Origin of the sequence: Mesorhizobium sp. M7A.F.Ca.CA.001.08.2.1 (assembly GCF_003998455.1) — a bacterium.
GTDB lineage: Bacteria > Pseudomonadota > Alphaproteobacteria > Rhizobiales > Rhizobiaceae > Mesorhizobium > Mesorhizobium ciceri.
The window spans coordinates 1-1,279 of sequence record NZ_RZPW01001164.1 but is presented as its reverse complement, the minus strand read 5'-3'; the positions used below and the strand labels follow the sequence as shown (position 1 = coordinate 1,279).

Below are 1,279 nucleotides of genomic sequence, written 5' to 3'. Positions count from 1 at the left end.
GCGGTGGCCGAACCTACAGTCCCCGGGGCTGTCGTAGTGCCGCTTGTGCTGGTCTCGCCGTCGTCCGCCGACGAACTGGAGCCGCCGGGGTCGTCGCCAGTCCCTTTGTGCGAGCCGCCCTGGTTGCCGCCGGCGCCATGACCTCCACCGCCACCATGGCCACCAGAACCATGGCCGTTGCCATGCCCTCCGCCTTGCTGACCACCCGTTGCAGCTCCTGCGCAAACTGCCGCGATCGAGCAAGCTAAGACGAAATACGCACAGGTGAATCCACGCGATTGACGCACGACGACCTCCATGGATGCGTCGGTCCAACCGTCTTTCCGCGGCGTGCAGTCAGAACGGCGCGAACCGCCGCTGCCCCCGAGGCAACCTCGCGATTGCCGCGCCCCCGAAAGAACTAGGGGATCAATCCGGTGTATCAAGGATACTTGGCCGGTAAGCACCGATGAGAGATCGCTTGGCTGGCGAGTGCCGTATCATTCATGTCGAGGCCGACCGTCTGGATGACGCCACAGACGCCTTCATGACCCAATGACCGGAGTCCGAGGAGTGGCCTGGCCGAGGCCCCGGCGAATGCAGAGATCAGCGAATACGCTTACCGCGCCCAGGTCAGCGCACCTCCTCCGAGCCATCGGCGACACCCAGGCGATGTCGGGTGGGATGGCCTCCAAAAGGCCCCCGGAGGCACGAAAAAGCTTCGCTTGAGCACTCGCCGCGATGGCGCGGCCAGACGGATCACCCCGCTTCAGCCGACCCGCACGACAAAATGCTTCGTCACCGGCTCGATGATCTTCCAGGTTCCCTTGAAATCCGCTTCCACGACGAAGGCATCGCCGGGGCCGACCTCGACCGGCGTGCCGCCGTCCGGCGTGATGATGATGCGGCCGGCGATCATGTGCACGAACTCATAGTCGGTATAGGTGGCGTGATAGGTGCCGGGTGTCGCCCGCCAGGTGCCCGACAACACCTTGCCGTCCTCGGTCGTGTGCTGGACGGCGGTTTGCATGGTCGGCCTGCCCTCGACGACGATCCAGCCAGCCAGATCGCCTGCGTCCGCGTGTTCGACGGTGCCGAATTTGAGGATTGTCTCGCGTGTCATGTGCTGAACTCCGTTTGGGGATTGCGTGGCGCTGTTTGCCTGGCCGGTCAGATAACCGATGCATCTGCCGCGAGCAATGCCGGCGCCATACGGCCGGCACCTTGGCTGACGGTGCATCAAACAAAAACCCGCCTGTGCGGCGGGTCACTGGCGCAAATCAGCACCATAGGCAAAAAT

1 protein-coding gene is annotated in these 1,279 nt (G+C 64.0%); it reads right to left on the bottom strand.

The window, feature by feature from the left end; translation table 11 throughout:
• Positions 1 to 748 precede the first annotated feature (748 nt).
• Complete coding sequence (locus tag EN914_RS35835; RefSeq protein WP_024503728.1) at positions 749 to 1,102, bottom strand: cupin domain-containing protein; 354 nt, start codon at positions 1,100 to 1,102, stop codon at positions 749 to 751.
• Between the last annotated feature and the right edge of the window lie 177 nt (positions 1,103 to 1,279).